Origin of the sequence: Kitasatospora sp. NPDC127121, from assembly GCF_042677305.1 — a bacterium.
Lineage (GTDB): Bacteria > Actinomycetota > Actinomycetes > Streptomycetales > Streptomycetaceae > Kitasatospora.
Window position 1 is genome coordinate 1 of the sequence record NZ_JBHXTQ010000031.1, and the last position, 26,385, is coordinate 26,385.

20 protein-coding genes and 1 pseudogene are annotated in these 26,385 nt (G+C 73.6%); 10 read left to right on the top strand and 11 right to left on the bottom strand.

The genetic code is table 11. The annotated features are described in order from the left end of the window. Together ACFVHI_RS17420 and ACFVHI_RS17425 are read right to left on the bottom strand one after the other, a co-directional pair. Positions 1-860, bottom strand: a pseudogene (locus tag ACFVHI_RS17420) (hypothetical protein); the annotation flags it as partial. After that, positions 857-2,269, bottom strand: a complete 1,413-nt coding sequence (locus tag ACFVHI_RS17425) for an SWIM zinc finger family protein (protein ID WP_380340153.1) — start codon at positions 2,267-2,269, stop codon at positions 857-859. The gene ACFVHI_RS17425 and the pseudogene ACFVHI_RS17420, both read right to left, overlap by 4 nt. Before the next feature lie 136 nt (positions 2,270-2,405). On the opposite strand from ACFVHI_RS17425, the gene ACFVHI_RS17430 reads away from it, so the two are divergent. The 4 genes from ACFVHI_RS17430 (at position 2,406) to ACFVHI_RS17445 (ending at position 6,302) form a co-directional block, all read left to right on the top strand. Then, a complete protein-coding gene (locus tag ACFVHI_RS17430) occupies positions 2,406-3,305 on the top strand; it encodes an acyl-CoA thioesterase (RefSeq protein WP_380340156.1) in 900 nt (299 codons plus the stop codon). 143 nt (positions 3,306-3,448) lie between these two features. Beyond that, positions 3,449-4,108, top strand: coding sequence for a TetR/AcrR family transcriptional regulator (locus ACFVHI_RS17435; protein ID WP_380340159.1), 660 nt, complete (start codon positions 3,449-3,451; stop codon positions 4,106-4,108). 246 nt (positions 4,109-4,354) lie between these two features. After that, positions 4,355-5,998 carry a BCCT family transporter gene (locus tag ACFVHI_RS17440; protein ID WP_363367186.1) on the top strand — a complete coding sequence of 548 codons (1,644 nt, stop codon included), beginning with the start codon at positions 4,355-4,357 and terminating at the stop codon, positions 5,996-5,998. A gap of 118 nt (positions 5,999-6,116) precedes the next feature. After that, positions 6,117-6,302 (top strand): hypothetical protein, encoded by a 186-nt coding sequence (locus tag ACFVHI_RS17445; RefSeq protein WP_063350032.1) that lies wholly within the window; start codon positions 6,117-6,119, stop codon positions 6,300-6,302. A gap of 156 nt (positions 6,303-6,458) precedes the next feature. Here the strand turns inward: ACFVHI_RS17445 and ACFVHI_RS17450 are convergent, their stop codons facing one another. Continuing rightward, a complete protein-coding gene (locus tag ACFVHI_RS17450; protein WP_380340162.1) occupies positions 6,459-8,276 on the bottom strand; it encodes a DUF2398 family protein in 1,818 nt (605 codons plus the stop codon). A 250-nt stretch (positions 8,277-8,526) separates the two neighbouring features. Here ACFVHI_RS17450 and ACFVHI_RS17455 point away from each other — a divergent pair, with 250 nt between their 5' ends. Beyond that, a complete protein-coding gene (locus ACFVHI_RS17455; RefSeq protein WP_380340165.1) occupies positions 8,527-9,309 on the top strand; it encodes a lysoplasmalogenase in 783 nt (260 codons plus the stop codon). A 70-nt stretch (positions 9,310-9,379) separates the two neighbouring features. On the opposite strand, the gene ACFVHI_RS17460 is transcribed toward ACFVHI_RS17455, so the two are convergent. The 7 genes from ACFVHI_RS17460 to ACFVHI_RS17490 form a co-directional block, all read right to left on the bottom strand. Then, positions 9,380-10,051 carry a hypothetical protein gene (locus tag ACFVHI_RS17460; protein WP_380340168.1) on the bottom strand — a complete coding sequence of 224 codons (672 nt, stop codon included), beginning with the start codon at positions 10,049-10,051 and terminating at the stop codon, positions 9,380-9,382. A gap of 154 nt (positions 10,052-10,205) precedes the next feature. Further along, positions 10,206-11,009 (bottom strand): exodeoxyribonuclease III, encoded by an 804-nt coding sequence (locus ACFVHI_RS17465; protein ID WP_063350028.1) that lies wholly within the window; start codon positions 11,007-11,009, stop codon positions 10,206-10,208. Between the two features lie 172 nt (positions 11,010-11,181). After that, positions 11,182-12,975 carry a gamma-glutamyltransferase gene (ggt, locus tag ACFVHI_RS17470; RefSeq protein WP_380340170.1) on the bottom strand — a complete coding sequence of 598 codons (1,794 nt, stop codon included), beginning with the start codon at positions 12,973-12,975 and terminating at the stop codon, positions 11,182-11,184. Between the two features lie 119 nt (positions 12,976-13,094). Further along, positions 13,095-14,201, bottom strand: coding sequence for an ROK family glucokinase (locus ACFVHI_RS17475; protein ID WP_063350026.1), 1,107 nt, complete (start codon positions 14,199-14,201; stop codon positions 13,095-13,097). Positions 14,202-14,203: 2 nt separating this feature from the next. Further along, positions 14,204-15,118, bottom strand: coding sequence for an ATP-binding cassette domain-containing protein (locus ACFVHI_RS17480; RefSeq protein ID WP_380340173.1), 915 nt, complete (start codon positions 15,116-15,118; stop codon positions 14,204-14,206). Continuing rightward, the gene (locus ACFVHI_RS17485) at positions 15,115-16,146 is read right to left on the bottom strand and encodes an ABC transporter permease (protein WP_063350025.1); all 1,032 of its coding nucleotides are present in this window, start codon (positions 16,144-16,146) and stop codon (positions 15,115-15,117) included. The genes ACFVHI_RS17480 and ACFVHI_RS17485 overlap by 4 nt, the downstream gene beginning before the upstream one ends. Next, on the bottom strand, positions 16,143-17,162 hold the full coding sequence (locus tag ACFVHI_RS17490) for a sugar ABC transporter substrate-binding protein (protein ID WP_063350024.1): 1,020 nt from the start codon (positions 17,160-17,162) through the stop codon (positions 16,143-16,145). Before ACFVHI_RS17490 ends, ACFVHI_RS17485 begins: the two co-directional genes overlap by 4 nt. A 312-nt stretch (positions 17,163-17,474) precedes the next feature. On the opposite strand from ACFVHI_RS17490, the gene ACFVHI_RS17495 reads away from it, so the two are divergent. Further along, complete coding sequence (locus tag ACFVHI_RS17495; protein ID WP_380340177.1) at positions 17,475-18,623, top strand: alpha/beta hydrolase; 1,149 nt, start codon at positions 17,475-17,477, stop codon at positions 18,621-18,623. A 140-nt stretch (positions 18,624-18,763) separates the two neighbouring features. On the opposite strand, the gene ACFVHI_RS17500 is transcribed toward ACFVHI_RS17495, so the two are convergent. After that, positions 18,764-20,356 carry a PucR family transcriptional regulator gene (locus ACFVHI_RS17500; protein WP_380340180.1) on the bottom strand — a complete coding sequence of 531 codons (1,593 nt, stop codon included), beginning with the start codon at positions 20,354-20,356 and terminating at the stop codon, positions 18,764-18,766. A 451-nt stretch (positions 20,357-20,807) separates the two neighbouring features. Between ACFVHI_RS17500 and ACFVHI_RS17505 the strand changes: the two genes are divergently transcribed. From ACFVHI_RS17505 to ACFVHI_RS17520, 4 genes are all read left to right on the top strand, one after another. Then, positions 20,808-21,695, top strand: coding sequence for a xanthine dehydrogenase family protein subunit M (locus tag ACFVHI_RS17505; protein WP_063350021.1), 888 nt, complete (start codon positions 20,808-20,810; stop codon positions 21,693-21,695). Then, complete coding sequence (locus ACFVHI_RS17510; RefSeq protein ID WP_063350020.1) at positions 21,692-22,180, top strand: (2Fe-2S)-binding protein; 489 nt, start codon at positions 21,692-21,694, stop codon at positions 22,178-22,180. The genes ACFVHI_RS17505 and ACFVHI_RS17510 overlap by 4 nt, the downstream gene beginning before the upstream one ends. Beyond that, entirely contained in the window at positions 22,177-24,546 is a 2,370-nt protein-coding gene (pucD, locus tag ACFVHI_RS17515; RefSeq protein ID WP_063350019.1) for a xanthine dehydrogenase subunit D, read from the top strand. Before ACFVHI_RS17510 ends, pucD begins: the two co-directional genes overlap by 4 nt. Positions 24,547-24,881: 335 nt before the next feature. Beyond that, a complete protein-coding gene (locus tag ACFVHI_RS17520) occupies positions 24,882-26,369 on the top strand; it encodes an NCS2 family permease (RefSeq protein ID WP_380340184.1) in 1,488 nt (495 codons plus the stop codon). Positions 26,370-26,385 lie beyond the last annotated feature (16 nt).

Here is a 26,385-nt window from a genome sequence, read left to right on the forward strand (position 1 = left end):
TCCCGTACCCGGGCGGCGTACTCCTGCGGGGTCGGGGCGAGGGCCCGCAGCACGTCGAGGAAGAAGCGCTGGTCGGCCGGCTTGCCGCCGCGCAGCAGCCGGGCCAGGCAGCGGTCGATCAGGTCGGCCCGGTCGAGGTCGCCGGCGGCGGCGAGTTCGGCGATCGCCTCCGTAAAGGCGTCCCCGGGGCGGGGGCTGAACCGCAAGGACACCGCGCCACCGATGTCGGCGAGTTCGAACACCCGGGGCAGCAGCAGCGGGGTGAACGCGTCGGCCCGCAGCAGCTCGACCAGGGTGGGCCGTGCGCCGCTGCCCCGGCGCTGGCGTTCCATCCACTCGCGGACGAAGGGCTCGCTCTGCGGCACCGCGCAGCCGGTGCGGCGCACCACGGCCTCGATCACCGGGTACAGCGCCCAGCCCCAGCTCGGCGCCGGCCGGGCGGCGAGCCGGGCGGCCACCTCGATCTGCCACTCCACCGGCTGCGCCGCGACGAGTTGGCCCACCGCCGGGTGGCGGGCCCAGCCGAGCGAGGTGAAGTCGCGGGCGCCGAGCCAGGTGGCGGCCCCGGCCGGGCCGGGGTGGCAGCCGGCGCCGGCCAGCAGCAGGGCGCCCCTGGTGGCGAGCGCCTCCTTCGACCACTCGTCGCGCAGTTCCTTGCGCAGCGCCTTCAACGCGAGCAGGCAGTCCCGGCGCTGCGTCTGGTCCAGCGCGGCGACCAGCGCCGGTATCTGCGGCATCCGCCCGCCCCGGACGGCGGCGAGCAGGTCCTCGACCGCCGCCTCGCCCCGCACCGCTTCCGGTATCGGCGCCACCGCCGTCGCGCCCCGCACCGCTTCCGACCCCCCTACCGCCGCGCTCATGCCTGGACCCCCTTATCCGTCGTCGGAACCGCCGGAACCTGTTCCCCGGCCGCCCGTTGGGCCGCCTCCCGCACCATCGCGACCGCCAGCGCGTGCTTGCACGGACCGCGCCCGCCACGGTACTTGGCCCACCAGAGGCAGGTGCAGCCGAGGCGCCCCGCCTCGTCCGTACGCACCCGCTGGATGTGGTCGTCCACCGTGACGACGGCCGTCGTGCCGCCCGGCTCCAGCCGCACCGCGCCCGCCGCGACCAGGGCCTGGGCGGCACGCAGCCGCGGGTTGGCGGCCTCGGCCCGCCCGGCGTCGTACGGGAGCTGGCGGTGGAAGTAGGCGGCCTCGGCGGTGTCGTAGCCGATCTGCCCGGCGGTGCCGAGCCGGGTGAGCGCGGCGCGGACCCGCTCGTGGCTGAGCCCGGACTGCTCGGCGAGGTCGGCGACCTCGATCCGCGGCTCCCAGGCGAGCAGCACCGCGACGAGGTCGGCGTCCTGCTCGGCGGTGCCGGTGGCGAGCGCGCCGAGCACTCCGCCCTCGCCGGAGAAGCCCCTGGAGGCGTCGGGCGAGAGGGTCAGGGTGAGCCGCATGCCGGGCAGGACCACTTCCCACGCCGAGGCGGCCGGGCCGGTGGCGGCGACCGGGCCGTACACCCGCAGGGCGAGCGCGTGCCGCAGCACCCGCTGGAGCGCCACCAGCCGGTCGGGCCCGGGCAGGCAGACGGCGCCGGGCACCGGCCGGGTGGTGGGCCGCAGCGTCCGCCCGGCCGGGACGACCCAGGCGGTGCTGGAGCGGCCGCCGCGCGGCAGCGAGCGCAGGAAGCGGACCGCCTCGGCGGCGGGCAGTTCGGCGCGCAGGTCGAAGCCGGCGGCGACGACCTGGGTCTCGGCGAAGCCACGCAGCCAGCGCTGCGGCAGCGGCACCTTCTTCTCGACCAGCGGCCCGTCGAAGCTGGTGACCTCCAGCGCGTCCGGCCCGACCGCGAGGTGCAGCGGGTCGCTCGGGCCGATCCTGGTCAGGGCCTCCCGCAGCGGGTTGTTGACGTCCACGTTGGTGGTGCCGTGGCCGATCTCGTCGCCGTCGAGGCCGGCCTGGAGCACGTCGAGCCGGGCGTAGACGCCGCAGCAGCCGGAGAACGACTCGAAGCGCAGCCGGTCCCCGTTGGCGGTGACCACCGGGTCGAGCGAGGAGCGCAGCTGCGGCTGGTAGTACCGCGCGGCGGCGACGTCCGCGACGGCGAGCAGCGCGGCGGCGGCCGGCGCCGGGTCGGCCAGGAAGCCCGCGAAGAAGCGCGGGTTGGCCGTTTCCCCGAGCGGGGTGGCGCCGCCGGAGGTGGCCAGGTCGAGGTGCCGGCCGTCGGCGCCGTCGAGGACGGCGGACGGGCGCAGATAGGCGTACGCGTGTGCGGATTGCGTCATGTCGAACACGCTAGGTGAGGGCACTGACAATCCGTCGGGCCGCGACCGCACTGGAACAGGTTCTACCGGGCGCCGGAGCCCCGGGGCGTTACCCAGGTCACACCGCGGCGCGGCGGGATTCTGCCACTATGGGCCCGTGACCGACCTGACAGAACAGGAAATCCGGGCTGACCGCCCGGCCGGCTCGTTCGCCGGACTGCTTGAGCTGGAACGACTGGACGAGAACACGTTCCGGGGCCGCTGCCACGCCGGGGCGCCGATGCGCGCGTTCGGCGGGCAGGTCGCCGCGCAGGCGCTCACCGCCGCCGGCCGCACCTGCGAGGGCCCGCGCGCGGTGCACTCGCTGCACGGCTACTTCCTGCTGCCCGGCGACCCGTCCCAGCCGATCCACTACGAGGTCGAACGGGTCCGCGAGGGCGTCTCCTACACCACCCGCCGGGTGACGGCGGTGCAGAACCAGAACGCGATCTTCACCCTCTCCGCCTCCTTCAAGCGCCCCGAGACCGCCACCGACCGCCACCGCACGATGCCGCCGCTGCCCGGGCCCGAGACCCTGCCGGACGCCTTCTCGCTCTGGGATCCGGCCCTGCGCGCGGCGATCACCGGCACCGGCGGCTTCCGCGACCTCGAACTGCGCTTCGTCCCGCCGGACGCGCCGGGCGTGCCGGCGTCCGTGCCGGGGATGCCGCAGCAGTTCGTCTGGCTCCGCATCGCCTCCCCGCTGCCCGAGGGCGACCCGCTCCTGCACGTCTGCGCGCTCACCTACCTGTCCGACCTCACGCTGGCCTCCACCGCCGGCCTGCACGAGCAGCCGAACTTCTTCCAGCGCACCGAGCCGCCCCGGCTGCTGATCGCCTCGCTCGACCACGCGATGTGGTTCCACCGCCCGTTCCGGGCCGACGAGTGGCTGCTGTTCGCCCAGCGCAGCCCGTCCTCCTCGGACGGCCGGGGGCTGTCGCTCGGCGAGTTCTACGACCGGGACGGGCGGCTGGTCGCCTCCGCCGTGCAGGAGTCGCTGATCCGCCGACTGCGCTGATCCACCGACTGCGCCGACCCGGGACAGAACGGGACGGCGCGGGACGGCGCGGGACGGGCCCGGCGACGGTGACCGCACGGCGAACGCAAGGGGGCCGGTCGGCGTCATACTCCTGAGCGGCCCCGGCCCGTATCATGGTGCGGGTGACCAAGGTTGACCTGTCACCACGGCCGGTGGAGGCGATGTCTCCGCGTCAGCTCGAACGCCGCGGAAGCCTGATCGCGACCGCGCTCGCCCTGGTGAACGAGATCGGCGTCGAACGGCTGCAGATGAAACAGGTCTGCGAGCGGTCCGGAGTCGCCCTGGGGACGGCGTACCGCTACTTCTCCTCCAAGGACCATCTCCTGGCGGCGGCGATCGCCGAGTGGCACCGCCTGCTGCTGGCCGACCTGGTGGCGGAACTGCGCGGTCCGCGCGCCGGACTGGGGGCCACCGACCGGGCGGTCCGCTTCGTCCGCGGCGGGATGCGGGCCTACCAGCGCCAGCCCGAGCTGGCCCGGCTGCGCGTGTCCGTCGCCGCCTCCACCGATCCGTTCGCCAGCGAGACCCTGCAGGGCATGGCCCGGGCCGACAGCACCGCCCTCCAGGCGGTGACGACCGAGGTGCCGGCCGCCGCCAGCGACCTGGTCCGGCACATCGTCGCCCACGCCTGGCAGGGCGAGCTGACCGCCTGGGTGACCGGCCGCACCACCCTCGGCGATGCCCGACGGCGGCTGGAGGACGTGGTGCGGCTGGTGCTGAACCCGTACGAGACGCCGTACCCGGCGCCGTACGAGGTCCCGTCCGGCACCCACCGGCCCTGACCCCGTCCGACGCGACAGCCGGCCCAACTCCCCGGCGCCGGACGGCTTCCGCCCGTGGTTCCGGCTCGCCGCGCACGCCCCGGCCCATGAGCACCCGGCCTGACGGGACGTAAGTCCCCACCCGCCGCCTCCCCGGCGCGCCCTCCCGCCCCTCGCGGCACGAACTGGACATAGTGCGACATGCAGCTTTAATCCGCCGATGTCGCCGAAGCCCACGTCCGCCCCCGAGGTAGGAGAGTCCACCCGATGAGCAGCCAGCCGCCGCAGCCCGACCAACGCGCGGAGGAGCCCGACGAACCCGCCGCGACCCTGCCCGCCGACCGGGCGGTGTTCGGGATCAGCGCCGCCCTGGTGCTGGCCGTGGTCGCCTGGGGCGTGTTCGCCGAGGACTCGCTCGGCCGGACCTCCAGCAGCGCGCTCGGCTGGGTCCTGCACAACTTCGGCTGGCTGTTCGTGGTGGCCGCCGACGTCTTCCTCGTCCTCACCGTGCTGCTCGCCTTCAGCCGCTTCGGTCGCATCCGGCTCGGCCGCGACGACGACGAACCCGAGTTCTCCACCCTCGCCTGGGTCGCCATGATGTTCAGCGCCGGCATGGGCATCGGCCTGATGTTCTACGGCGTCGGCGAGCCGCTCCAACTGTTCGCCACCCCGCAACCCGGCTCCGGCCTGGAACCGCAGAGCGCGGCCGCCGCCCAGCAGGCCCTGGAGTTCTCGCTGTTCCACTGGACCCTGCACCCGTGGGCGATCTACGCCGTCGGCGGCCTCGCCCTCGCCTACACCACCTTCCGCAAGGGCCGCGGCAACCGCATCTCCGCCGCCTTCGTCCCGCTCATCGGCCAGCGCGGCGCCGACGGCTGGCCCGGGCGCGCGATCGACCTGCTGGCCGTCTTCGCCACCGTCTTCGGCTCCGCCACCAGCCTGGGCCTCGGCGCGCTCCAGGTCGCCGACGGCCTCGGCTACATCACCTCCGTGCGCAACACCCAGAACGCCCAGCTGATCATCATCGGCTCGCTGACCGCCGCCTTCGTGCTCTCCGCCTTCTCCGGCGTCCACAAGGGCGTCAAGTGGCTCTCCACCGCGAACGTCGTCCTGGCCTCGCTGATCATGCTCTTCGTCTTCGTGTTCGGCCCGACGGTGTTCACGCTGGACGCGATCCCCTCCACCGTCGGCGGCTACCTCTCCGACCTGCTCGGCATGTCCACCCAGACCGGGGCCTTCACCGACGAGAGCTGGCTCGGCTCCTGGACGATCTTCTACTGGGCCTGGTGGCTCTCCTGGGCCCCCTTCGTCGGCACCTTCATCGCCCGCATCTCCCGCGGCCGCACCATCCGGCAGTTCCTGATCGGCGTCCTGCTGGTCCCCAGCGGGGCCACCGTGATCTGGTTCTGCGTGATGGGCGGCACCGCGATCCGGCTGGTCTCCACCGGCGCGGCCGACCTGGTCGCGACCATCCCGAAGGGCGCGGAGGCCTCGCTGTTCGAGATGCTGCGCGCGCTGCCGCTCGGCTCCGCCACCAGCGTCGTCGCCGTGCTGCTGGTGATGACCTTCTTCATCACCAGCGCCGACTCCGCCTCCCTCGTCCTCGGCTCGCTCTCCAGCCGCGGCTCGCTGCACCCGCGCACCTGGCTCGTGGTCGTCTGGGGCGTGCTGATGGGCGGGGTCGCCGCCGCCCTGCTGCTGGCCGGCGGGCTCACCGCGCTGCAGAACGCGACGATCCTGGTCGCGCTGCCCTTCGTGGTCGTGATGCTGCTGCTCTGCGTGTCCCTGGTGAAGGAGCTCCGCGAGGACCCGGCCGCCGGCCCGTCCCGCCTGCACCCCGTGCACGGCCTGCGCGACGCCGTCCGGGTCGCCGTCGGCGAGGCCCTCGCCGAACGCACACCACGCCGCTGACCAGCGCGTACGCCCCACCCGTGCAGGTGGGGCGTACGCGGCCAACCGACGCCCAACCCCCGCCCGGACTTCACCCGCGCGTACCGACCGTTCACACCACCCTGGGACCCTCCCTGTCATGAACGCCAGCCCTCAGGCGCCCTACCAGGAACCGCGCTTCCCGCTCCCCCGGCGCCACCGCCGACTCCTCGCCGCCACCGCCGTCCTCGCCTCCATCGCCCTCGGCACCTTCGGCGTCGGCGCCACCGTCGAGACCGTCCAGCACGACACCATCGCCGCCACCACGGCCACCGCGAGGAAGTGACCCGCGAGAAAGCGACCGGCGAGAAGGAAACCGACAGGCCGTCCGATCCACCCCCTCAGCACCGCCGTCCGCCCCCGGACGCGGTGCTTCCGCCTTTCCGGCGACGGCGGAGCGGGGCAGCGGAGCGGAGCGCGACGGCGCAGCGGCGGACCGGCCTCAGGCGCGCCGCTGCTCCCGGGCCCCGGCCGGCGCGGGGCGGGAGTGGCGGCCGGTGCCGGGGACGGGGTGGAGGTCCGGGGCGGGGGCGTAGCGGGCGGCGGGCGGGCGCAGGAGCCAGCCCGGGGGGCGGCTGCCGCGGGGGGTGGGGGTGATCAGGCCGAGGTTGTGGAGCAGGTCGAGGGCGTCGCGGCGCAGCGCGGTGCGGTCGGCGAGGTAGTCGCGGCGCCAGCGGGCCGGGAGGCCGTACTCGTCGGCGATGTCGCCGAGGAGGCCGTCTATCAGCGCGTCGGGGATCGGGACGTCGCCGCCGGTGGTGGTCTCGCCGGGCAGCGGGCGGACTTCCTCGACCAGGCGTTCGAGCAGCAGCAGGGCGGCCTGCGGCAGGGGGCCGGCGCCGGGGAAGACGAGGTCGGTGAGCTCGTCGGCCGGGTCGAGCAGGGCGACGCCCTCGGTCCGCAGCTCGGCCTCCAGGCCGAGGAAGTCGGCGAGCGCGGCCGGGCCGCTCAGCCGGTGCTCGCGCAGCCAGGCGCGCCGGTCCTCGGGGAGGTCGGCGTCGAGGACGGCGGGGGTCTCGGCGAGCAGGCGGCGCACGGCGGTGGCGGGTTCGGCGTCCGCGGCACGGCGGATGAGGTCGGCGGCGTCGTCGGCGAGGGCGGGCGGGCCGGCCGGGACGGCGCGGGCGAGCTCGCGGTCGACGGTCAGTATGGCGGCCCGGGCGGCCGGGTCTGCCGGGTCGGCCCCGCCGGCCGGCAGGTCGCCGAGGACCTGCCAGTCGGCGAGCGCGGCGAGGGCCATCGCGCGGTCGGCCGGGCCGGCGGCGAGGCCCGGCGCCGCGGCGCGCATGGCGTCGAGCAGCCGCCCGTACGGCAGTTGCTCGGGGGCGTCGACCAACAGGGCAAGGGCGAGGGCGAGTTGGGCGTAACCGGCGGGGGTGAACGGGGCGCCGGTCGCGGGGTGTTCGAGGCGGCGGGCGGCGCCGGGGCCGAGGCCGGCCTTGCAGAGCCGGGCGTGCCAGGGGCCGACGACGAGCCGGTAGCCGAGCAGGGCGTCGAAGCGTTCGACGAGCCAGTCGCGGTGACGGTGGATCAGCGGGAAGCCGTCGGCGTGCGGGCCGGAGGCGGTGACCAGCGGGTGGGCGAGCAGCAGCCGGGCGGCGATCCGGCGCTCGGCTGCGGGCAGGTCGACGGCGGGCAGGGCCGGGGCCGAGACGTCCGCGGCGGGAAGGGCCGGGGCGGGGGCCGGTATCGGAAGGTCCTGGCCGGAGCGATCCTGCGCACCCGGCACCGGGCGGGTGCGCTCGGGCTTGCGGTGCCTTCCGGGCCTGCCCGGCTTGGCGCCTGACCGGACGACGGGCAGCGCGGAGGCGTCCCGCCGGGCACGGCGCAGACCGCCGACGGGGCGGGGCTCCCGGGAGCGCGGGGTGGCGGTGGCGTGCGCGGTGGGGCCGTGCCACCAGCTGACGTCGGCGTCGGGCGCCGCTTCGGCGGGGGCGCCGAGATGGCGGGCCGGGTAGAGGCCGAAGGAGGCGGCGCACAGGTCGTCGGCGGTACCGGGGGTGGCGGCGGCGAACCAGTGGGCGAGCCGGAGCAGGCCCGGGTCGGACGAGAGCGCGGAAGCGGCGCCCGGCTCGGGGGCGGGCCTGGTCGGCGCGGCGTCAGCACGGGGGCCGGACACGGCTTCGGGCGCCGCCCCAGCTGCGGGTTCGCGTACGGCGAGGAGGGCGTCGGTAGCCCTCCGCCCCGTCCCGCCCGTGCGCCCGTCCGGCCTGCCGGTGGCCACCCGGGTGGCGCCGACCGCGTACTCCTGCTGCTCCATGTCGGGGACCAGACTAGACGGTGGCCGGGTCACCCGGTGGCAGCAACCGGCCGCGCGCCGAAGTGACCGGCCGCCCTCCGCTACGCCACCCACCGGCCCGCACCCGGCGCCACGCCGTCACCCGCCCCGCACCGCCCGGGTTACGCACCGCCCGGGTTACGCACCGGTAACCCGCTCTTCCGCCGCACCGACGGGTCGCCTAGGGTTCGTCCCACTCCCCCACCGCCCGACCCCGGAGGTCAGCAGCCGCATGAGCATCCGTACGACCACCCGTGCCGTCCTCGGCGGCCGCCTGCGCTCGGCCGCCGGCCTGCTCGGCGGCTTCGCGGCCGCCTCGGCGACCCACCTGGGCGCGATCGCCTCCGGCGCGTCCGTGCTGCAGAACGCCACCAAGCCGGCCCTGATGCCGCTGCTGGCCGCGCACAGCGTCGCCGCGGCCGCCTCCGCCGGGCGGCGAGCGCCGAAGCCGCTGGCCCCGGCGCTGCTGCTGAGCGCGGGCGGGGACGTGCTGCTCCAGCTGAAGAACGACACCGCGTTCCTGGCCGGGATGGGCTCGTTCGCGGCGGCGCACGTCTGCTACGTGACGATGTTCGTCCGGCGCGGGGCGCTGACCGACCGTCGGCGGGCCCTGGTGGTGGCGGCCGCGTACGCAACCGCCTGGGTGGCCATGGTCGGGCAGCTCTGGCCGGACCTCGGGGACCTGCGGATCCCGGTGGCCGGCTACAGCCTGCTGCTCGCCTCCACGGCCGTCACCTCGGCCGGGCTGGGCTGGCGGACCGGGCTGGGCGGGGCGCTGTTCCTGCTGTCCGACACGCTGATCGCCACCCAGCTGGCGAAGTGGCGGGAGCTGCCGGGGCACCAGTTCTGGATCATGGCGACGTACGTCCTGGCCCAGTACCTGCTGGCCAGCGGCACCCTCCGGCACGAGCACGAGCACGAACTCGGGCACAAGCACGGGCACGAGCACAAGCACAGGCACGAACTCGGGCACGGGCCTCAGCAGCAGCGCAAGCCCGCGCCGCAGGCCGGCTGACACGCCTGTGCGCCGCCGGCCCGGTCAGGGTCCGACGGCGCGCGAGGAAAACAAAAAGGCGCGGTGCCCATCAGGCACCGCGCCGCCGCAGCAGCCAGAAGCCTCCGACGCCGCCCGCCACCAGGGCCAGGCCCCCGGCCAGCTCCGCCGGATCGGCCGCGACCGAACCGCCGAGGCCGGTGTTGACGGCACCGTGCGGGGCGACCTGCTGGCCGCCGGCGCCGGACTGGCCGAGCGAACCCGCCCATTCGCCGGCCGCCTTGCCCCAGTCGCCGAGGCCTTTCTCGGGATCCTTCTCAGGGCCCTTCTCGGGGCCTTTCTCAGGGCCTTTCTCGGAGCCCTTGTCAGAGCCCTTGTCGGAGCCCTTGTCGGAGCCGGCGACCGGGACGCCGGCGACCGCGACCTTGGTGGAGAACGCCCCGCCGTCCGGGCAGGTGCCGTCGATCTTGTTGTCCCCGGAGTGCTGGCCGGCCAGCCGGGCCGAGCCGCTGTGCTTGCCGTCGGAGCCCAGGGTGAGAGTGGCCGGACCGCCCTCGAACGCGGCGGAGTGGGCGGTGATGGTCTTGGCGTCGGGCTTGTCCGACTTCTCACAGGAGACCGTGAGCTTCACGGTCTGGCCCGGTGCGGCCTGGGACGGGCTGACCGAGGCCGAGCCGTCCCTGGCGGATGCAAGGGGGGCCGTCAGGCCGGTCAGCACCGTCGCGCCGATCAGGGCGGCGGCGGCCGTACGCATGGGGCGCATGCCGGAACCTCCGGGATTCTCGGGCGCAGCCGGGGGGACTCCGATGTCCACGTGGTCGAACAACTGCACCCGGTTATGCCCGACAGTAGGCAGCCCGCCCGGACTCGGCCACCGGTCGGGACCGTTCGGGTTACCGCCCCTCACCCAGGGTGATTCACAGGTCGAGGTCCACCACGACCGGCGCGTGGTCCGAGGTGCCCTTACCCTTGCGGGCCTCGCGGTCCACATAGCTGTCGGTGACGGCGTCCACGAAGGGCTTGTTGGCGTAGGTGAGGTCGATCCGCATGCCCCGGTTCTTGGGGAAGGCCAGCTGGCGGTAGTCCCAGTAGGTGTAGGGGCGGTCGTACTTGAGCGGGCGCGGCACCACGTCGTGCAGGCCCACCTCGCCGAGGGCCTCCAGCGCCGCCCGCTCGGCGGGGGTGACGTGAGTGAGGCCCTCGAACGCGGCGACGTCGTAGACGTCCTCGTCAGCGGGAGCGATGTTGAAGTCCCCGAGGACGGCGAACGGGCGGGGCCCGGCGGCGTCCTCGGTGGCGGCCGTGCGCAGCGCCTGCAGCCACTCCAGCTTGTAGCGGTAGTGGGCGTGGTCGACCTCGCGGCCGTTGGGCACGTAGACCGACCAGACCCGGACCGGGCCGCAGGTGGCGGCGACGGCGCGCGGCTCGACGTCGGGTAGCAGGGCGCCGTCGGCGAGGTAGCCGGGCTGGCCGGGCAGGTCGCGCACGACGTCGTCCAGGCCGAGCCGGGACACGATCGCGACGCCGTTCCACCGGCCGGTGCCGTGGGCCGCCGTCTCGTACCCGAGGGCACGCACCTCCTCGTACGGGAAGGCGTCGGCCGCGCACTTGAGCTCCTGGAGGCAGAGCACGTCGGGCTTGGCGCTCTCCAGCCACTCCAGGAGCTTGGGCAGCCGCGCGGTGACGGAGTTGATGTTCCAGGTGGCGATGCGGACGGTCACGGCGGGCGGCCTTCCCGGTGGTTCGGTACGGACGGGCGGTTCGGTACGGACGGGTGCTTCGGTACGGACAGGTGGTCCGGTCAAGACGAGGGGTGGGCACCCCCCGAGGGGACGCCCACCCCGAACATACCGCCCGGCACCGACAGCGCGGCCCGGCCGGCCTGCGGCCCGGTCAGCCCGTGGGCCGGACCACCGCCGCGGAGCCGCCTCCGCGCCGGACCGGTTCGGCCGCGGCCACCCACCGCCCGTCCGGCAGCCGTTCGACGCCGGTCGCGGCGCCGATCTCGGCGACGGACGTGAAGCTGTGCCCGAGCGCCTCCAGGGCGGCCCGTTCGGGCAGCGCCAGGAAGCCGGGCTCGGCCTGGGTGGCGACGGTGTTGCGCTGGCTGGCGCGTGGTGCGGCGATGGCCTGTTCCAGGCTCAGGCCCCGGTCGAGCCGCCCGAGCAGCACCTGGAGGGTGGTGGTGATGATGGTCGCGCCGCCGGGGCTGCCGGTGGCCAGCAGCGGTTCGCCGTCGCGCAGCACGATGGTCGGGGAGATCGAGGAGCGCGGCCGCTTGCCCGGGCCGGGCAGGTTGGGGTCGGGGACGCCCGGGGTGAGCGGGGTGAAGTCGAAGTCGGTGAGCTCGTTGTTGAGCAGGAAGCCGCGGCCCGGGACGGTGATGCCGCTGCCGCCGGTCTGCTCGATGGTGAGGGTGTAGGAGACGACGTTGCCCCAGCGGTCGGCCACGCTGAGGTGGGTGGTGTTGGGGCCCTCGTAGGGCTCGGCGACGGCGGGGCCGGCCTCGGCGCAGTCGGCGGGGTGGCGCGGGTCGCCGGGGGCGAGCGGGCTGGTGAGGGCGCGGTCGGGGCTGATCAGGCAGGCCCGGGAGGCGGCGTAGCGCGCGGAGAGCAGTTCCTTGGTGGGGACGTCGCCGAAGGCCGGGTCGCCGACCCAGCGGTTGCGGTCGGCGAAGGCGATCCGGGAGGCGTCCAGGAAGTGGTGGTAGTACTGCGTGTCGCTGTACGCGCCGAGGTCGCCGTCCTCCAGGATGCCGAGCGCCTCGCCGACGGTGGTGCCGCCGGAGCTGGAGGGGGCGATGGAGTAGACGTCGTAGTCCCGGTACGGGACGTGGGTGGGCGCCTGGCGGCGGACCTGGTAGGCGGCGAGGTCGGCGGTGTCGATCTTGCCGGGGCGGGCCTTGCGGCCGGAGGCCGGGTCGACCGGCGGGTGCTGGACGGTGTCGGCCACGTCCTTGCCGAGGTCGCCCTGGTAGAAGGCCTTGACGCCGTCCTTGGCGAGCAGCCGGTAGGTGGCGGCGAGGTCGGGGTTGCGCAGGACGGTGCCGACCTCGGGGGGCTTGCCGCCGGGCAGGTAGAGCTTGGCGGTGTCCGGGAAGTCCTTGAACCGGTCGTAGTTGTCGGCGGTCTGGCCGTGGAAGGTCTGGTCGACGACGAAGCCGTTGTCGGCGATCCGCTCGGCGGGCTTGAGGGCGTCGGCGAGCGTGCGGGTGCCCCACTGGCGCAGGGCGGTGTCCCAGGTGGCGGCGGTGCCGGGGACGCCGACGGACAGGCCGCTGGTGACGGCGTCGGCGAAGGCCAGCGGCTTGCCGTCCTCCAGGAACAGCCCGCTGTCGGCGGTGCGGCCGGCCACCTCGCGGCCGTCGATGGTGTGCACCCGGCCGGTGGCGTGGTCGTAGTAGACGAAGTACCCGCCGCCGCCGATGCCGGAGGAGTAGGGCTCGGTGACGCCGAGGGCGGCCGCGGTCGCGACCGCCGCGTCGACCGCGTTGCCGCCCTTGCGCAGCACCTCGATGCCGGCCGCGGTGGCGTCGGCGTCGACGCTGGCCACAGCTCCGCCCCGGCCCACCGCCTCGGGGGCCTTCGGCGGCGGGGCCGCCCCCGCCGCCCCGGCCGGCCCGGCGCAGGACCAGACCAGGGCGGTGGCGAGCAGCAGCGATGGTGCGATCCGGGCCAGAGCCCTCATCCTAGTCCTCCTGAGTCGACGTCAACTCCGTTGTCTCACAGGAGGCATGGTCCCGACAATCACACCGCACCGCTACCAACCGGTAGTTGACGCGGCCGACGCGATCGGGGAGAGGACGGTCAGACGCCGCTGCGCTCGACCCGGCGCCGCTTGATGGTGCGGAACCGGCGGGCGACCTGCCGGGCGAGGTCGGCGGCGCCGACCAGGCCGGCCTCGTTGCCGAGTGCGGCGTGCACGATGCTGGCCTCGGGCCGGAAGCCGCGCCCGGTGAGGGTGCGGCGGAAGGTGTCCCGGGCCGGGCCGAGCAGCAGGTCGCCGGCCTCGGAGACGCCGCCGCCGATGACGAAGCGGCCCGGGTCGAGCGCGGCGGCCAGGTTGGCGATGCCGACGCCGAGCCAGGTGCCGACCTCGTAGAGCAGTTCGGTGGCGGTCGGGTCGCCGGCCCGGGCGGCCTCGGTGACCAGCGGTCCGGTGATGCCCTCGACGGTGCCGCCGGCCCGGGCGAGCAGCGGCTGCACCACCGGGGACTCCTCGGCGACGAGTTCGCGGGCGTCGCGCACCAGCGCGTTGCCGGAGGAGTACTGCTCCCAGCAGCCGCGGTTGCCGCACGGGCAGCGGTGGCCGCCGGGCAGCACCTGCATGTGGCCGAACTCGCCCGCCAGGCCGTACTTGCCGCGGTCGACGTAGCCGTCGCGGACGACGGCGCCGCCGATGCCGGTGCCCAGGGTGAGCATCACCATGTGGTCCTCGCCGCGCCCGGCGCCGAAGCGCCATTCGGCCCAGGCGGCGGCGTTGGCGTCGTTCTCGACGATCACCGGGAAGCGCAGCCGCTCGCTGAGCGCCTGCTGGAGCGGCTCGCCCCGCCAGTTCAGGTGCGGGGCGAACAGCACCGTGGAGCGGTCGGCGTCGACCCAGCCGGCCGCGCCGATGCCGACGGCGTGGACGTCGTGCCGGTCGGCGAGCTCCAGCACCAGGTCGACGATGACGTTCTCGACGACCTTGGCGCTCTTGCTCTTGTCGGGGGTGTCGGTGCGCAGCTTCTCCAGCACCGTGCCCTCGCCGTCGACCACTCCGGCGACCACCTTGGTGCCGCCGATGTCGACGCCGATGGTGGGCAGTCGCAGTATCCCGGCGGGCAGGGCGCGGCGGCGGCGCTCGGCGCGGGGGCCGAGGCCGAGCAGGGTGGGCAGGACGGCCGGCCGGGTGCTGCCTTGGGGGCTGGTCACGGCTACGGACGCTCCTCACGGGGCTCGGGGTCAGGACGGGGCTCGGGGTCGGTGCGGGGCCGGGGTTCGGTGCGGGACTGGGGTTCGGTGCGGGGCCGGGGTTCGGTGCGGGACTGGGGTTCGGTGCGGGGCTCAGGCTCGGTGGGCCGGGCCAGCTCGTGCGAGAGTTCGGCGAGGTCGGAGCCGCCGGCCATCTCGGTGGTGAGCTGTTCGAGGCCGATCTCGGTGCGCGGGTGGCTGCCGGCCATCCGGCCCCGCTTGAGCAGGGTGAAGTGGTCGCCGACCAGGTACGCGTGGTGCGGGTTGTGGGTGATCAGGACGACCCCGAGCCCGGCGTCGCGGGCGGCGGTGACGTACTTGAGCACCACTCCGGACTGCTTGACGCCGAGCGCCGCGGTCGGCTCGTCCAGGATGAGCACCTTGGCGCCGAAGTGCACGGCCCGGGCGATCGCGACGCACTGGCGCTGGCCGCCGGAGAGGGTGCCGATCGGGCGGTCCACGTCGTGCAGGTCGATGCCCATCCGGGCGAGCGCCTCGCGGGTGGTGGCGCGCATCGCCTCGGCGTCCAGCCGCAGGCCGCCCCAGCGGCGGTGGCCCTGTTCGGAGCCGAGGAAGAAGTTACGCCAGACCGGCATCAGCGGGACGACGGCGAGGTCCTGGTAGACGGTGGCGATGCCGCGGTCCAGGGCCTGGCGCGGGGAGTCGAGCCGGACCTCCTCGCCGCCGACGGTGTAGGTGCCCTCGTCGTGCCGGTGCAGCCCGGAGATGATCTTGATCAGGGTGGACTTGCCGGCGCCGTTGTCGCCGAGCACGCAGCTGATCTCGCCGGCGTGCAGGGTGAGCGAGACGTCCTGGAGGGCGCGGACGGTGCCGTAGCTCTTGCCGACGCCCTCCAGGGCAAGCAGTTCGGTCTTCATCGGGGCCCCCGTTCGGCCTGGCGCTTGACGTACGCGTTCAGCAGGGCGGCGAGCAGCAGCATCGCGCCGAGGAAGAACTTGAACCAGTCCGGGTTCCACTGGGCGTAGATGATCCCCTTGCTGGCCATGCCGAAGATCAGCGCGCCGAGCGCGGAGCCGACCACCGAGCCGTAGCCGCCGGTGATCAGGCAGCCGCCGATGACGGCCGCGACGATGTAGATCAGCTCGTTGCCGACGCCCTCGCCGGACTGCACGGTGTCGAAGGAGAACAGCAGGTGCTGGCCGAGCACCCAGGCGCCGAAGCCGACGCCGAGGTAGAGCAGGGTCTTGGTGCGGGCGACCGGCACACCGACCGCGCGGGCGGCGTCCGCGTCGCCGCCGACGGCGAAGATCCAGTTGCCGAAGCGGGTGCGCAGCAGCACCCAGCTGCCGACCGCGAGCAGGCCGAGCCACCACCAGACGGTGGCCTTGATCGTCAGTCCGCCGACGGTGACCTCGGAGGCGAACAGCCAGCGGCAGGCGGCGAAGCCCTCCATGTCGGAGATCGGCTTGGTGGAGACGGTGCCGGAGACCAGCTTGGTGACGCCGAGGTTGGCACCGGTCAGCATCAGGAAGGTGCCAAGGGTGACGATGAAGCTGGGCAGCCGGGTGCGGCCGAGCATCCAGCCGTTGAAGGCGCCGACGGCCAGGGTGACGGCGAGCGAGACCAGCACGCCGACCCAGGTCACCGCGGTGAACTGGTAGGAGACCATCGAGGAGGTCAACGCGGCGGTGGTGACCAGCACGCCCGCCGACAGGTCGAACTCGCCGCCGATCATCAGCAGCGAGACCGGGACGGCCATGATCCCGATGGTGGACGCCGCGTAGAGCACGGTGCCCAGCGAGGAGACCCGCAGGAAGGGTTCGGCGGCCACCGCGAAGACGGTGAACACCGCGACGGCGGCGATCAGCGAGCCGAGCTCGGGGCGGGCGAGGAGGCGGCGCAGCGCGGCCGGGCGGTCCTGGGCGAGGACGTCGGTGGTGCTCACCTGGTCCCCCTCGCGACGTACTCGGCGAGCGCGTCGGCGTCGTCCTTGGTCAGGATCTGCGGGCCGGTCGCGACGGGCTTGCCGCCGCCGAGCATGTCCAGGTTGGACTTGTACAGCCAGAGCAGGTCGACGCCCTCGTAGCCCTGGAGGTAGGGCTGCTGGTCGACGGCGAAGCCGACGGAGCCGGACTTGAGGCCGGCCACCACCTGCGGCCCCAGGTCGAAGGTGTCGAGCTCGACGGCGCGGTGGACGTCCTGGACGGCCTGGAGGCCGGTGGCGGCCATCGGGCCGGAGAGGGTGAGCACGGTGTCGATGGCCGGGTCGGCCTGGAGCTTGGCGGAGATCGCGGCGCGGGCGTCGGGCATGTTGACGCCGTCCACGTACAGCACCTGGAAGGCGCCGCCGGCCTTGGACTGGGCGCCGGAGCAGCGCTGCTCCTGGCCGATGTTGCCCTGCTCGTGGATGACGCAGAGCACGTTCTTGCGGCCGCGGCCGGCCAGCTCGGTGCCGGCCGCCTGGCCGGCGGTGGACTCGTCCTGGCCGATGTGGGTGAGCGCGCCGAACTTGGCGGAGTACTCCTGGCCGGAGTTGACGGTGATCACGGGGATGCCGGCGGCCTTGGCCTTGCCGAGGACGTCGGCCATGGCGTCGCCCTTGGCGAGGGTGACCAGCAGGCCGTCGACCTTCTGGTCGATGGCGGCCTGGACGAGCTGGACCTGGTTCTGGGTCTGCGCGTCGTTGGAGTACAGGAAGGTGATGTTGTCCTTGGCGGCGGCCTGCTCGGCACCCTTGCGCACGCTGTCCCAGAAGGCGTCGCCGGCCCCGGCGTGGGTCACCATGGCGACCTTCCAGCGCGGGGTGGTGACGGCGCTGCCGCCGGCGGCCGACGCCTTGGCGCGGGCCTCCTCGGCACGGCGGCCTCCGGTACTGCTGCAACCGGCCGCTGTGACCGCGAGTGCCAGGAGGGCGCAGACGGGCCAGAAGCGGCGGGACGGGCGAAAGCGGGTTGTGCTCATCCCCCTAGTCTCTCTGGCCGGGCGGCACGTGGATGACACCGCCTCGCCCGGCGGCGCCCGCGACGCGGGAGGTAAGGTGCCCCGGGGGACCTTCCTGGAAGTTCGCTGGACATCTCGTCCGGACGACGGCCGTCCGGGTGGCAGACTTAGCGCCGACCCGAAACAGGAACATCACAGGAAACGTGATGTTCCTCTCAGGTTCCGCACAGATTCGGATGGCAACCGATCATCGGTTCAGCGCCGTCCAATGCCATTGGAGTGCGTTCGGGCGAGTGGGGCTCGGGCGGCCAGCAACCCGGATACGAGAACTTGATGCAACTGACAGGTACGCCATTCTTCATCCTCACCGTCATCCTGGTGCCGGTGTCCATCGCGGTGGCGCTCCTGTACTGGGGCAAGGTCCGCGGGCCGAACCCGGTGCGGATCCTGTCCAGGCTCGTCATGATCATGTTCTGCCAGATCACGGCCGTGCTGATGGTCTTCGTGATGGTCAACAACGCCAACCTGATCTACGGCAACTGGGACGACCTGCTCGGCACCGGCGACCACGTCCGGGCCGTGCCGCAGGTGGCGCCGGCCGACCAGGGCGGCGCCGCGGGCAAGGACGGCGCCGGCCAGGGCACTGGCGACGCGGCCAAGCAGCCGCCGAAGGCGCTCCAGAAGTTCGCCGGCGTGGGCGACCCGGCGGTGCCCGGCGACGTCCAGAAGACCGAGCTCAAGGGCCAGGTGTCCGGAGTCGACGGCGAGGTCCTGGTCTGGCTGCCGCCGCAGTACAACGACCCGGCGTTCAAGGACAAGAAGTTCCCGGTGGTCGAGCTGATCCCGGGCTACCCGGGCTCCTCCTCCACCTGGTACGGCACCCTCAAGGTCTCCGAGCAGCTCAAGCCGCTGATGCAGCAGGGCAAGGTCTCCCCGTTCATCCTGGTCTCGCCGCGCACCCTGCTCCTCGGCAGCCACCAGGACGCCGGCTGCACCGACATCCCCGGCAAGATCAACGCCGATGCCTGGCTCACCCGGGACGTCCCGCAGATGATCATGGACAACTTCCGCGCCGACCAGTCCCCGGACCGCTGGGGCATCGCCGGCTACTCGGCCGGCGCCCACTGCGCGGCCAAGCTGTCCCTGGCGCACCCCAACCGGTACCGGGCCGCGATCTCGATGTCCGGCTACAACGACCCGGCGTCCGAGAACGACTCCCTGGTCGGCAAGGACCCGAAGCTGCGCGAGGCCAACAACCCGGTCAACATCCTCAAGAGCGCCCAGCAGCCGCCGAAGGTCAGCCTCTACATCAGCGGCAAGAAGGGCGACGGTCTGGAGGACGGCCAGGCGATCGCGGCGGCGGCCAAGGAGCCGACCAAGGTGCAGGTCCAGGAGAGCAACGGCCCGCACACCACCGAGCTGTGGAAGACCATGGTGCCGAGCATCTTCGAGTGGATGACCTCGGTCATCCCGCCGCAGTAGTCCCACGCAGTAGTCCCACGCAGTAACGATCATGCAGGAGGGGCCCGCCGCAAGCACTCGCGGCGGGCCCCTCCTGCATGCGGCACGGCTCTCAGGCCCGGCCGTCAGGCCCAGCCCTCGGACCCGGCCGTCCCGACCCGTCAGGCCAGTTCGAGCGCCAGGTAGAAGTCCACCCGGTCCTCCAGCCGGGAGAGGTCACGGCCGGTCAGCTCCTCGATCCGGCCGATCCGGTAGCGCAGGGTGTTGACGTGGACGTGCAGCTGCGCGGCGCAGCGCGTCCAGGAGCCGTCCGAGCGCAGGAACGCCTCCAGGGTGCGGACCAGGTCCGCCTGGTGCTCGATGTCGTACGCGATCACCTTGTCCAGCAGCCGGCTGCGGAAGGCGCGGCGGACCTCGTCCGGGACGGCCGCCAGCAGCAGCACGTGCGAGGCCAGCTCCTCGGGGCCCGCCACGCAGACCCGGCCGACCCGGGCGGCGGCGATCCGGCGGGCGTGCCGGGCCTCCTCCAGGGCGCCGCGCAGGCCGCCGGCCTCGGAGGCGGGGGCGGAGACGCCGAGGGTGATCCGGCCCTCCGAGCCGAGGCCCGCCTCCAGCGGGGCGAGCAGGTCGCGCAGGGTCTCGGCGGGCACCGGGCCGTCCAGGGCGGGCAGCACCACGACGGCGCCGGAGCCGGCCCCGGCGACCAGCGCGCGGTCGGTGGTGCCGCCCAGCGCCTCCTCCAGGACGGCGCGCACCACGCCCTCGGGCAGGCCGGTGCCCTCGGCGCTGAGCACCAGCCAGGACCCGTCCTGGGCCTGGGGTTTGGGCTCGACGCTCTCGTAGCGGGCGGCCATCGCCGTGGAGGCGTACAGGGTGCGGCTGATCTCGGCCGGGTCGGCGTCGCGCTGGAGCAGGGCCAGCACCTCGTCGGCGAGGCGGCGGCGCAGCCGGCGGCCCTCGTCGCGGCGGTGGCGCTCGGCGGCGACCAGCCGGGCCAGGTTCTCGGCGAGCTGCTGGCGCTTGGCGGTCCACTCGGTGACGTCGCCGGCCACCGCGAGCACCCAGTCGGCCAGCGGCGCCTGGTGGTCGGCCGAGGCCGGGGCGGGCAGCAGCGAGTAGGAGCCGCCGGCCAGGCGGGCCCGGTGCGGGGGGCGGCGGCGCTGGCGCTGGGCGCCGAGGTGGGCGCGGACCAACTGGTCGCGGTCCTCGGCCGGGAGGCGGTCGGCGGGGCCGGCGATCACCGCGCCGGTGGGGGTGAGCACCCAGCAGTCGAGGTCGAGGTCGCCGCCGAGCAGGTCCAGCACCGCGTCCAGCCCGCCGCCGCCGGCCGCCGAGACCAGCAGGCGGTGCCGGTCGACGAGGGCGGCGAGGTCGGCGGCGCGGTCGGCGGAGACCTGGCGGCCGATGAACTCGGTGACGGTGCCGAAGGCGATGTCGTCCGGGACGGCCAGCAGCGGCATCCGGTGCCGCCGGCAGGCCTCCACCAGGTCCTCGGGCACCGGGCCGACCTCGGCCTCGCCGGCCGCCAGGGCGACCGCGCCGCCGGCCACGATGGTCCGCACGAACCGCTCGGAGTCGGCCGGGGCGGTGCGCCACAGCATGCCGGTGAGCACCAGCTCGCCGCCGTGCAGGTAGCGGCCGGGGTCGTGCAGGTCCGTGGTCATGACGCCGCTGACCTGCCGGTCCAGCTCGTCCTCGGCCGCGAGCAGGCGCAGTCGCGGGGCGCCGGGGGCGAGCAGGTCACGGACACGCATCCGCGGACTCCTAACGGGGCTGAGGGTGGGATGGGGCTGAGGGGGTGGGCCGAACGGGGGAGGCCCGAGCGTTCGGTCGGGGGTCACAGTGTGCCCGAACATCCGTACTTGTCGTCACGTCCGGGCGGGCGACCGGATCACGGGCCCGTCGCTTGCGAATCACGGCCGGATTACGGTCGTAGGTAGCACCTGGTGAACACCTGGGCTGCGCATTCCTCTCCTTAGAGGAACGTACAGGATGCCGGGCGGGAGCACAGCCGGGGCTTCATGCCATCGGTGACTGCCTGTGGGCCCCGTCGCGGCGGTTCACTGGGCGACACGCCGCCGGACGCAGCCCGGTGACCGGGGCCCGACGCGGAGGCGACGAAGCGGTTGGTTGAGAGGTCCGAACACCGAGTTCCGGGCACTGTGCCCACCCGTCCGGCAGGCGACGACTTGAGGAGACACCCGCATGGAGTTCCTTCGGCCCGCTACCTGGGACGAGGCACTCGCGGCGAAGGCCGAGTACCCGACCGCACTGCCCATCGCGGGCGGTACGGACGTCATGGTCGAGCTGAACTTCGACGTGCACCGGCCATCCGCGATTCTCGATCTGAACCGCATCACCGAGCTCACCCAGTGGTCGAACGACGGCGGCGTCGTCAGGCTCGGCGCCTCCGTCCCCTACTCCCGGATCATCGACGAGCTGTCCGGGCCGCTGCCCGGGCTTGCGCTGGCGGCCCACACCGTCGGCTCGCCACAGATCCGCAACCGCGGCGGCGTCGGCGGCAACCTCGGCGCAGCCTCCCCGGCCGGCGACTCCCACCCGGCGCTGCTGGCGGCCGGCCGGGACGTCCTGGTCGAGGCCGCCTCCGTGCGCGGCACCCGGCTGATCCCGATCGACGACTTCTACGTCGGCGTGAAGCGCAACAGCCTGGAGGCCGACGAGCTGATCCGGGCCGTGCGCATCCCGGTGGCGGACGGCCCGCAGCAGTTCTCGAAGATCGGCACCCGCAACGCCATGGTGATCGCGGTCTGCGCCTTCGGTTTCGCCCTCCACCCGAAGAACGGCACCGTCGGCACCGGCATCGGCTCGGCCGCCCCCACGCCGCGCCGCGCCGTCGAGGCCGAGGAGTACCTGGGGGGCGTGCTCGCCGAGCGCGGCCTCTGGGAGTCCGGCGACCTGCTGGGCGCCGAGGTGGTCCAGCGCTTCGGCGAGCTGGTCAAGGCGGCCGCCTCGCCGATCGACGACGTCCGGGGCACCGCCGACTACCGCCGGCACGCGCTGGCCGTGATGGCCCGCCGCACCCTCACCTGGACCTGGAACGACTACAGCAAGCAGATCAGGAGCGCGGCATGAGGGTGACTTTCACCGCCAACGGCAAGCCGGTCGAGGCGGACGACGTCTGGGAGGGCGAGAGCCTCCTGTACGTGCTGCGCGAGCGGGTCGGCCTGCCGGGCTCCAAGAACGCCTGCGAGCAGGGCGAGTGCGGCTCCTGCACGGTCTACCTGGACGGCGTGCCGGTCTGCAGCTGCCTGGTCGCGGCCGGCCAGGTGCAGGACCGCGAGGTGCGCACGGTCGAGGGGCTGACCGACGAGAACGGCGAACTCGGCCTCGTCCAGCAGGCGTTCATCGATGCCGGCGCCGTCCAGTGCGGCTTCTGCACCCCCGGGCTGCTGGTGCAGACCGACGCGCTGCTGGAGCGGGACGCCCAGCCGAGCGACAACGACATCCGCGAGGCGCTGTCGGGCAACCTCTGCCGCTGCACCGGCTACGAGAAGATCATGGACGCGGTGCGGCTGGCGTCCGCCCGCACGTGCGCCGGAAAGGCCGTGTCGCAATGACCACCCGCACCATCCAGGGGCAGAAGAACCTCCAGGACATCCGGCAGGCCAGCAAGGACGGCATCGGCGGCTCGCCGCTGCGCCCGGACGGCCACCTCAAGGTCAAGGGCGAGTTCGCGTACTCCTCCGACATGTGGCACGAGGACATGCTCTGGGGCACGGCGCTGCGCTCGCCGCACCCGCGCGCCACCATCCTGTCGGTGGACATCTCCGAGGCGCTCAAGGTGCCCGGCGTCTACGCCGTCCTCACCCACCAGGACATCCCCGGCGCGAAGTACTACGGGCTGGAGATCCAGGACCAGCCGGCCCTGGCCATCGACAAGGTCCGCTACCACGGCGAGGCGATCGCCCTGGTCGCGGCCGACCACCCGGAGACCGCCCGCCGCGCGGTGAAGAAGATCAAGGTCGAGTACGAGGTGCTCACCCCGATCGTCACCGAGGAGCAGTGCCTCGACCCCGCCACCCACGGCTACGTGCACGAGCCGCACGAGTACAAGTCGCACGGGTACGGCAACATCTGCCACGAGCAGCGGCTGGTCTCCGGCCTCGGCGTCACCGACGAGGTCCGCGCGCTCGCGGACGTCGTCGTCAGCGGCGACTACGAGGTCGGCATGCAGGACCAGGCCTTCCTCGGCCCCGAGTCCGGCCTCGCGGTGCCCGCCGAGGACGGCGGCATCGACCTCTACATCGCCACCCAGTGGCTGCACGTCGACCGCCAGCAGATGGCCCCGGTGCTCGACCTGCCCGAGGAGAAGGTCCGGCTCACCCTGGCCGGCGTCGGCGGCGCCTTCGGCGGCCGCGAGGACCTGTCGATGCAGATCCACGCCTGCCTACTGGCCCAGCACACCGGCAAGCCCGTCAAGATCGTCTACGCCCGCGACGAGTCCTTCTTCGGCCACGTGCACCGCCACCCCGCCAGGATGCACTACGAGCACGGCGCCACCCGCGACGGCAAGCTGGTCTTCGCCGACTGCCGGATCGTGCTGGACGGCGGCGCGTACGCCTCCGCCTCGCCCGCCGTGGTCGGCAACGCGGCCTCGCTCGGGCACGGCCCGTACGTGATCCCGAACGTGCGGATGCACGCCATCGCGCTCTACAGCAACAACCCGTCCTGCGGCGCCATGCGCGGCTTCGGCGCCGTCCAGGCCGCGTTCGGCTACGAGTCGCAGATGGACAAGCTGGCCGCCGAACTCGGCATGGACCCGGTCGAGTTGAGGCAGCTCAACGCCATGTCGGAGGGCGACCGCATGCCCACCGGCCAGCAGATCGACTCGCCCGCCCCGGTCGCCGAACTGCTGCGGCGCGCCAAGGAGATGCCGCTGCCGCCGCCGCTGGACACCGAGCACCCGGACGTGCGCCAGCTCCCCGGGGCGCTGTCCAACACCTCGCACGGCGAGGGCATCGTGCGCGGCGTCGGCTACTCGGTCGGCATCAAGAACGTCGGCTTCTCCGAAGGCTTCGACGACTACTCCACCGCCCGGGTGCGCCTGGAGGTGATCGGCGGCGAGCCCGTCGCCATGGTGCACACCGCGATGGCGGAGGTCGGCCAGGGCGGCGTCACCGTGCACGCCCAGATCGCCCGCACCGAGCTGGGCGTCGAACTGGTCACCATCCACCCGGCCAACACCGAGGTCGGATCGGCCGGATCGACCTCCGCCTCGCGCCAGACGTACATGACCGGCGGCGCCGTGAAGCTGGCCGCCGAGGCGGTCAGGCGGGCGCTGATCGAGAAGGGCCGCCGCCGCTACGGCTGGACCCACGGCGACATCACGCTGATCGCCGGGAAGGTCGTCTCGGAGAGCGCCGGCGTGCTGGTCCCCATGGTCGACCTGCTCGGCGAGGAGGCCATCGACCTCACCCGCGAACACCACCACCGCCCGACCGTCCCCTTCGACAAGGAGACCGGGCAGGGCTTCGGCCACGTCCAGTACACCTTCTGCGCCAACCGCGCGGTGGTCGACGTGGACGTCGAACTGGGCCTGGTCAAGGTCGTCGAGCTCACCGCCGTCCAGGACGTCGGCAAGGCGCTCAACCCGCTCTCCGTCGTCGGCCAGATCCAGGGCGGCTGCACCCAGGCGCTCGGCCTCGCCGTGATGGAGGAGATCATCGTGCGGGACGGGAAGGTGCGCAACGCCTCCTTCACCGACTACCTGATCCCCACCATCCTCGACACCCCGCCGATCCCGGTGGAGATCCTCGAACTGCCCGACCCGCACGCCCCGTACGGGCTGCGCGGCGTCGGCGAGGCCCCGACCGTGTCGGCGACGCCGTCGATCGTGGCAGCCATCCGCAACGCCACCGGCCTGGCCCTCAACCGGATCCCGGTCCGGCCCGAGCACCTGACCACGGAGGCCCCCGGGGCCTGACGCCCCCGGAGCCCGCAAGCTCCCCCGGGCTCCGGGCCCCGGGGAGCACGGCCGGGGTGCAGGAGAACCTCCCCGGGGCGGCGACCGTCTTCCCCGCCGCCCCGGGGCCGCTCCACCGCGCCACCCCCACTCGCGTGCACCCCCCACCGGCACACGACCGCACCATCCCGCTGCCTCTCCCACGCCGGGGTTCTGCAGCGGTGCGCACCACCCACGCACCGCAGGCACCGCCACAGTGCGCCCAGTGAGTCGAGCAGTCCCCCTGCGCCAACCTCGTTGACTGGCAGTCAGGTCGGCTCGCCCACCCCAACCCCCTTTGACACTTGGGAGTGGACATGACCCAGATCCCCACGGAACACAGCCCCACGGAAGAGAGACCCACCGAGGACGACACCGCCGCGCCCGCCCCCGCCCCGGCCCCCGCGCCGAAGAACGCACTGGACGCGTACTTCAAGATCACGGCCCGGGGATCGACCTTCGGCAACGAGATCCGCGGCGGCCTCACCACCTTCATGGCGATGGCCTACATCGTGCTGCTCAACCCGATCATCCTGAGCGGCGCCGACGTCAACGGCCTCAAGCTGGACCACGCGCAGCTCACCACCGCGACCGCGCTCGCCGCCGCCGTCACCACGATCCTGATGGGCGTGGTCGGCAACGTCCCCCTGGCGGTCGCCGCCGGGCTCTCGGTCTCCGGCGTGATATCCGCGCTGGTGGTGCCGCACACCACCTGGCCCCAGGCCATGGGCCTGTGCGTGATCTACGGCCTGCTGATCGTCCTGCTGGTCGTGTCCGGGCTCCGCGAGAAGATCATGAACGGCATCCCGCTGCCGCTCAAGCACGCCATCACCATCGGCATCGGCCTCTTCGTCTCGCTGATCGGCCTGGTCAAGGCCGGCTTCGTGCACACCGGCGGCCCCACGCCGCTCGCGCTCGGCCCCTTCGGCGAGCTGGCCGGCTGGCCCGTCCTGGTCTTCTGCCTCACCGTGCTGACGATCTTCGTCCTGCTGGCCCGCAACGTCCGCGGCGCGATCCTGATCGGCATCGCCGGCGGCACCGTGGCGGCCTTCGTCATCAACGCGGTCGCCGACCTCCCCGCGAAGACCTGGGTCAGCTCCGCCCCGGTGTGGCCGGGCAGCCCGGTCTCCGCGCCCGACTTCGGCCTCTTCGGCCACGTCGACCTCTTCGGTGCCTTCGGCAGCCACGGCCTGGGCGCCATCAGCGCCTCGGTCGCCGTCTTCACCCTGGTGCTGGCCGGCTTCTTCGACGCGATGGCCACCATCATCGGCGTCGGCACCGAGGCCGGGCTGGCCGACAAGCAGGGCCGGATGCCCGGCCTCTCCAAGGCCCTGTTCATCGACGGGGCCGGCGGCGCCATCGGCGGCCTGTCCGGCGCCTCCGGCCAGACCGTGTTCGTCGAGTCCGCCACCGGTGTCGGCGACGGCGCCCGCACCGGCCTCGCCTCGACCGTCACCGGCGGCGTGTTCGCGCTGATGCTGTTCTTCTCGCCGCTCGCCGCGATCGTCCCGACCGAGGTGGCCTCCGCCGCCCTCGTCGTGATCGGCTCGATGATGATGAGCCAGGCCCGGCACATCGACTGGTCCGACCGCGAGGTCGCCATCCCGGCCTTCCTCACCTGCACCCTGATGCCGTTCACCTACAGCATCACCGCCGGTGTCGCCGCGGGCGTCATCTCGTACACGGTCATCAAGGCGGGCACCGGCAGGTGGCGCGAGCCCGGCCCGCTGATGTGGATCCTCACCGGGGTCTTCGTGGTCTACTTCGCGCTCACCCCGATCAAGTCCTGGCTGGGCGTGCACTAGGCCTTCTCGGCCGGAC

Bases quoted from the DNA above. Each gene is read 5' to 3' on its own strand.
- ACFVHI_RS17425 (WP_380340153.1), bottom strand. From the start codon at position 2,269: ATGACGCAATCCGCACACGCGTACGCCTATCTGCGCCCGTCCGCCGTC.
- ACFVHI_RS17440 (WP_363367186.1), top strand. From the start codon at position 4,355: ATGAGCAGCCAGCCGCCGCAGCCCGACCAACGCGCGGAGGAGCCCGAC.
- ACFVHI_RS17445 (WP_063350032.1), top strand. From the start codon at position 6,117: ATGAACGCCAGCCCTCAGGCGCCCTACCAGGAACCGCGCTTCCCGCTC.
- ACFVHI_RS17450 (WP_380340162.1), bottom strand. From the start codon at position 8,276: ATGGAGCAGCAGGAGTACGCGGTCGGCGCCACCCGGGTGGCCACCGGC.
- ACFVHI_RS17455 (WP_380340165.1), top strand. From the start codon at position 8,527: ATGAGCATCCGTACGACCACCCGTGCCGTCCTCGGCGGCCGCCTGCGC.
- ACFVHI_RS17460 (WP_380340168.1), bottom strand. From the start codon at position 10,051: ATGCGCCCCATGCGTACGGCCGCCGCCGCCCTGATCGGCGCGACGGTG.
- ggt (WP_380340170.1), bottom strand. From the start codon at position 12,975: ATGAGGGCTCTGGCCCGGATCGCACCATCGCTGCTGCTCGCCACCGCC.
- ACFVHI_RS17480 (WP_380340173.1), bottom strand. From the start codon at position 15,118: ATGAAGACCGAACTGCTTGCCCTGGAGGGCGTCGGCAAGAGCTACGGC.
- ACFVHI_RS17490 (WP_063350024.1), bottom strand. From the start codon at position 17,162: ATGAGCACAACCCGCTTTCGCCCGTCCCGCCGCTTCTGGCCCGTCTGC.
- ACFVHI_RS17495 (WP_380340177.1), top strand. From the start codon at position 17,475: ATGCAACTGACAGGTACGCCATTCTTCATCCTCACCGTCATCCTGGTG.
- ACFVHI_RS17500 (WP_380340180.1), bottom strand. From the start codon at position 20,356: ATGCGTGTCCGTGACCTGCTCGCCCCCGGCGCCCCGCGACTGCGCCTG.
- ACFVHI_RS17505 (WP_063350021.1), top strand. From the start codon at position 20,808: ATGGAGTTCCTTCGGCCCGCTACCTGGGACGAGGCACTCGCGGCGAAG.
- ACFVHI_RS17510 (WP_063350020.1), top strand. From the start codon at position 21,692: ATGAGGGTGACTTTCACCGCCAACGGCAAGCCGGTCGAGGCGGACGAC.
- pucD (WP_063350019.1), top strand. From the start codon at position 22,177: ATGACCACCCGCACCATCCAGGGGCAGAAGAACCTCCAGGACATCCGG.
- ACFVHI_RS17520 (WP_380340184.1), top strand. From the start codon at position 24,882: ATGACCCAGATCCCCACGGAACACAGCCCCACGGAAGAGAGACCCACC.